Source organism: Acinetobacter lactucae (assembly GCF_013344765.1).
Taxonomy (GTDB): Bacteria; Pseudomonadota; Gammaproteobacteria; order Pseudomonadales; family Moraxellaceae; genus Acinetobacter; species Acinetobacter lactucae_A.
Window position 1 is genome coordinate 1 of record NZ_JABVBF010000196.1, and the last position, 5,849, is coordinate 5,849.

Below are 5,849 nucleotides of genomic sequence, written 5' to 3' on the forward strand. Positions count from 1 at the left end.
TAATATTTAATTCTCTCATTTTTTCGCTATCTAGCAATCAAATTTTACTTAATCTTTTTAAAGATAAAGTCATTAATTTTGTGACCAGACTCAATGCCACGGCGTTCAAACTTAGTCACTGGACGCCATTCTGGACGAGGGTAACTGTTGCCTTTACCTGCCAAGTTTTCAAGATCTGGACGATTGTCTAAAATATCAAGCATCCATTCTGCATACGGTTCCCAGTCTGTTGCAGCGTGGAATGTACCGCCGAGCTCAAGTTTTTGTTCAACCAATTGCATACGCTCATGAATAACAAAACGGCGTTTGAAATGACGTTTCTTTTGCCAAGGGTCAGGGAAATAAAGTTGTACGCAGTTAATGCTGTTGTCTGGCATTTCACGTAAAACCTGAATCGCGTCTGCATCAAGTACACGTAAGTTTTTAAGTTCCGCCATACCTGCTTCATAAAGACACTGAGCAATACCAGGTACGTGAACTTCAATACCCACATAGTTGCGTTCAGGGTTGGCTTTTGCCATAAGCACTAATGAACGACCCATACCAAAACCGATTTCAACAGTTAAAGGGCGCTCTGGATGTTCAAAGTGTTGGCGTAAGTCACCAACAGGATATTCCAAAATTAAATCGCGATGTTGTTCTAATGCCGTGCGTTGAGACGTATTAAGTGGTGCTGAGCGACGCATAAACGTCACAATTTCACGGTGTTCAGGCAAATTGTCTAAGTCTGCAATTTGCGTTTCTAACTGATCGATCGACATAACCTTGGCAATATTGAAATTCAAATGCGGTATTTTAAGTCTTCATGTGGTCAAGTCAAATATTTCGGTGTTTTTCTTCATGTAGATGTCATGTTCAATATTTAATCTAAGAATCTATATAAATTTCAAATGAACATATTTCCTTATGAAAACTTTTCAATTACGCACACTTTCTGTGCTATTAGGGGCACTTGGTGCTTTTACATATAGTCCTTGGGCACAAGCACAACTCATGTTCAGCCAATATGTTGATGGTAGTAGTAACCGCAAAGGTTTGGAAATTTATAATCCAGATGGGACTACTGTTAATTTAGCCGACTATGAAATTCAACAATTTAATAATGGTGGAACCGCAAAAACAGCGGCTTTCCGTTTACAAGGGTCATTAACCAGTAAGCAGAAGTTTTTGGTAGGTCGTTCTGAGTTACAGGCTGAACTTGGTAGTAAAGTAAATCAGGTCGCTGCATTATCTTTTAATGGTGATGATGCCGTTGTGCTTGTGTACAAAGGCACACCTGTAGACCGTTTTGGGCGTATTGGTGAGCGACCGGAAGCAGGATGGGGAACAGCCGTTTCAAGCTTGGGAAATAGTTTTAAGCGTATTGAAACTGAGAACCCAGCTTTAAGTATTGATGCAACCGCAGCATTTGATTTGGACCGTTCATGGTCGGCATGGACAAACCGAAATGACTTTTCAAATTTATCTGGCTCAACAACACAGCCTCCTGTTGAAACGGTAAGTTGTTCAAGCTCTGATACCCCAATTGCTGATTTATCAACTGCAGCACAAAACCAGACCTATACCGTGCGTGGGGTGATTACTGCTGACTATCGTTATGCCAATGGTTTCTCTGGGTTTTATGTTCAGACCCCAGACACCAAAGCACGTGCAAATGTCAGCAATGCCATTTTTGTTTATATTCCGAATAGTAGCGCGGTAAAAGGCGGACAAGTTGGTGATGAAGTTATTTTACGTGGACGTTTAACGACCTACCAAAACCAGTTGCAATTAGATCAATTACAACAAGATATTCAAACCTGTAATAGCAATATGGCAAATCAGGTTCAGCCGATTAGCCTTGAACTTCCATTTGCTAGCTTAACGGGTGGTTCAATTAATTCTCCCCAACGTTATCAAGGTATGTTGGTCAAATTACCTCAGACTTTAACGGTGAGCGAGAACTACAATTACGGTCGTTATGGTGAACTATCTCTAAGCTTAGGTCGTTTATATATTCCAACCAACTTATATCCAGCGTTATCTCCTGAAGCTAAAGCTCTAGCTCAGAAAAATTTATTATCGAAAATTATTTTTGATGATGGTTATAACAATCAAAACCGTACGCCGTGGTTACCGAGCAATTTTAGTGCTGCTAATACGCTACGTTCGGGTTATCAACTTAAAAATGCTGAAGGTATTTTAGAATATCGTTTTAATGGTTGGCGTGTACAACCTGTGCTTGGACGTAATCAGCCTGAAGTTATTACTCAAACAAACCCGCGTCAAAGTGTCCTTACTAAAAATGCTAATCACATTCGTGTAGCTTCATTTAACGTTTTGAATTATGACAACGGCGCAACTGGTTTCCCAACAGAGCGTGGTGCGACAACACAAGCTGAGTTTGATAAACAGCATCGTAAAATTGTGAGTGCATTAAAAGCGATTGATGCCGATGTTTACGGTTTAATGGAAATTGCGAACAATGGTTATGGGCCTAACAGTGCAATAGCTCATTTAACCAAGGCTTTAGGTAGCGATTGGAAATACGTCGTTCCTGAAAATCTAGATCGTTTAGGTGGTGATGCGATCGCAGTTGCTATTATCTATAACAGCAAGCGTGTTAAACCTTTAAATAAACCTGTTGTGCTTGATTTGGGTGATAAAAACCGAACAACATTGGCGCAAAGTTTCCAAGCAGTTCGTGGTAATAAAACATTTACTGTCATTCCAAACCACTTGAAATCGAAAAGCTGTAGTGGGGTAGATGCTAGCTCTACTGATGCAGACCAAAACGATGGTCAAGGCTGCTGGAACCCGACTCGTGTGAAAGCAGTAGATCAAATTGTGCAGTGGTTAGCGAAAAATCCGACCCAAGTGCCTAAGCAAAATGCTTTACTTGTAGGGGATATGAATAGCTACGCAAAAGAAGAACCAATTTTGTCATTTGAAAAAGCGAACTATAAGGTTTTGCTTAATGACGCTAAGGTAGGACAAGGTGCTCAAGCATATAGCTATGTTTTTGGGGTTGCGAGTGATGCCAACGGTAATGGTGGAGCTGGTAACTTAGACCATGCAATTGCTGATGCAGCTTTATATCCAAAAGTAGTCAGAACTTTTGCTTGGCATATCAATGCAGATGAGCCAACGGCTTTAGACTACAATGAAGAATATAAAACTGATGAGCAAAAAGCTTTGTTCTATGGTGAAGATGCTTATCGTTCTTCAGACCACGACCCTGTAATTGTCGATCTGGATTTAAATGGTAAAGATTCGAACCATCCTGATGATGATAAGAAAAACGGTATTTTTGATTTCTTATCTGAATTAATAAACTGGCTTAGCCAGCTTTTTAAGCGTAATTAACGGAAAAATTGCGTGACGCAAATGTGTTTTATCATATTTTAAACAATCGTCACGCAAGACAACTTGCAAGGAATGACTTTTTCAAGAATATTAGATTGTGTAAGTATTTTATAAGTTTACGCTTTTTTACAATTAAAGAATTGGGCAAACCTTGCAGGTTTTCTAGAAGCAATTTAAAACGTTAATATGAGATAACAAGGATCAAATATGAAATTATATTATTCGCCAGGCGCATGTTCTTTAGCTGCACATATTATTTTAAATGAAATTAATGTTGATTTTGACTTAGAACGGGTAAATTTAAAAACGCATAAAACAGAAAAAGGCGCCGACTATTACGAGATTAATCCAAAAGGATATGTACCCGCTTTAGAGATTAACCCGGGTTTAATGTTAACTGAGAACGTTGCGATTTTACCTTTCCTCGCTCAGCATGATCCTAAGCAGGATTTAATCCCGCCATCAGGGATGGGGCGTGCAAAAGTATTAGAGTGGTTGGGGTATTTGAACTCTGAGTTACATGATGCCTATGCAGTATTCTTTGGAGCACCGTTAACAACTGATGAAAAAACTAAAGCTTATGCTGAAATTGATCGCCTTTTAAAATATATCGATAATTATTTGGCTGAATCTGATTATGATTATTTGGTAAATGATAATTTTGGTCCAGCAGATGCTTATCTATTTGTTTTAACAAATTGGTCAAACTCGATTGAGCATGATTTAACACCATATAAGCACATTATTGCATTGCGTAATAAAGTTGCAGAGCGTCAATCTGTACAAATTGCGATGCGTGATGAAGGCTTAATTTCCTAAAAGATTTTAAAGTATAAAAAAGCCCCTAATCAATAGGGGCTTTTTTAATGTTAAACACAATTAGTGTTGAGCATCTTTTTTCACATCAGCAGCTGCATTTTCAACAGCTTGAGCTGTATCAGCAGTTGCTTTACGCGCAGTCGCTTCAGTTTTTGCAGCAGCTTCAGCGGTTGCGTCAGCAGCATGGTCGGTTGCAGCATCAATCTTCTCAGCAGCATTATCAGTCGCAGTTGCAATATCCTCTGCCGCTTTGTCACCAGCAGATTTGATATCTGCTGTTGCTTGTTGAGCAGCATTTTCTAAATGTTCACCTGTAGTTGCACCAGTTTCTGGAGCTTTATCTTTATTACAACCAACAAGGGCAACAGTCGCAGCAAGACCTAAAGCAACAAGTAATTTATTCATTGTGTTTTTCCTTCTAATTCATGGCATCCAAATATGGATGTATAAAATATAAACATAAAGTAAATGATTAATAAAGATCGAAAATTGTTAAGAAGTTGTAACTCTATTATTAAAAAAGCCTAGCATTTTGTAATGCTAGGCTTGAACTAAATAATAGTGATTTGCTCGATTTTATTGCCCAGAACGGATGATGTAATCAAACGCAGAGAGTGATGCTTTAGCCCCTTCACCTGTGGCAATGATGATTTGCTTGTAAGGTACAGTGGTACAGTCACCCGCAGCAAATACACCTTGCACATTGGTTTCGTTGCGGTCATTGACAATGATCTCACCACGGTTGGTTAACTCAACTTCACTGTCTTTCAAGAAATCAGTGTTTGGCAATAAACCAATCTGTACAAAGATCCCTGCAAGCTCGACCACATGCTCTTCGTCAGTGGCACGGTCTTTATATTTAAGACCAGTCACTTGTGATCCGTCACCCAACACTTCTGTACTTAAAGCATTCATAATCACAGTGGTGTTTGGCAAACTATGCAATTTGTTTTGCAAGACTTGGTCAGCACGAAGTTTGGTATCGAATTCAACCAGAGTCACATGCTCAACAATCCCAGCAAGGTCAATCGCAGCTTCAACACCCGAGTTACCACCACCAATTACCGCAACACGTTTGCCTTTGAACAATGGACCATCACAGTGTGGGCAGTACGCGACACCACGAGTACGGTATTCTTGTTCACCCGGTACATTCATTTCTCTCCAACGTGCACCTGTTGAAAGGATCACGGTTTTTGATTCAAGTTTTGCACCGTTTTCAAGTTCAACTTCAACCAAGCCATTTGCAGTCTGGTTTGCACCCGTGATTTTGCTGACGCGTTGCAGGTTCATGATATCGACATCATATTCACGAACATGGGCTTCCATTTCGGCAGCAAACTTAGGACCTTGTGTTTTTTGCACAGAGGTGAAGTTTTCAATGTCCATGGTATCCATGACCTGACCACCAAAGCGTTCAGCCACGATACCGGTGTTAATACCTTTACGTGCTGCATAGATCGCAGCTGTTGCACCCGCAGGGCCACCACCAATTACCAATACATCAAATGCATCTTTAGCATTGAGTGCTGCTGCATCTTTTTCAGCAGAGTTGGTATCAAGTTTCGCCACAATCTCTTCAAGGGTCATACGGCCTTGACCAATGTGCTCGTTATCTTGGAATACCATCGGTACAGCCATGATTTTGCGTTGTTCCACTTCGTCTTGGAAGAATGAACCATCAA

At 40.1% G+C, this 5,849-nt stretch carries 5 protein-coding genes; 2 read left to right on the top strand and 3 right to left on the bottom strand.

Annotation, left to right across the window (positions count from 1 at the left end; translation table 11 throughout):
- Positions 1–44: 44 nt before the first annotated feature.
- The gene (gene trmB, locus HUN22_RS15110) at positions 45–761 is read right to left on the bottom strand and encodes a tRNA (guanosine(46)-N7)-methyltransferase TrmB (RefSeq protein ID WP_002121537.1); all 717 of its coding nucleotides are present in this window, start codon (positions 759–761) and stop codon (positions 45–47) included.
- Between the two features lie 145 nt (positions 762–906).
- Here trmB and HUN22_RS15115 point away from each other — a divergent pair, with 145 nt between their 5' ends.
- Entirely contained in the window at positions 907–3,345 is a 2,439-nt protein-coding gene (locus tag HUN22_RS15115) for an ExeM/NucH family extracellular endonuclease (RefSeq protein WP_174730983.1), read from the top strand.
- Positions 3,346–3,552: 207 nt separating this feature from the next.
- Positions 3,553–4,164 (top strand): glutathione binding-like protein, encoded by a 612-nt coding sequence (locus HUN22_RS15120; protein ID WP_003652661.1) that lies wholly within the window; start codon positions 3,553–3,555, stop codon positions 4,162–4,164.
- Positions 4,165–4,224: 60 nt separating this feature from the next.
- Here the strand turns inward: HUN22_RS15120 and HUN22_RS15125 are convergent, their stop codons facing one another.
- Positions 4,225–4,569 carry a hypothetical protein gene (locus tag HUN22_RS15125; protein ID WP_174730986.1) on the bottom strand — a complete coding sequence of 115 codons (345 nt, stop codon included), beginning with the start codon at positions 4,567–4,569 and terminating at the stop codon, positions 4,225–4,227.
- A 171-nt stretch (positions 4,570–4,740) separates the two neighbouring features.
- Positions 4,741–5,849: alkyl hydroperoxide reductase subunit F (ahpF, locus tag HUN22_RS15130; RefSeq protein WP_174730988.1), on the bottom strand; the 1,109-nt coding region annotated here is incomplete at its 5' end.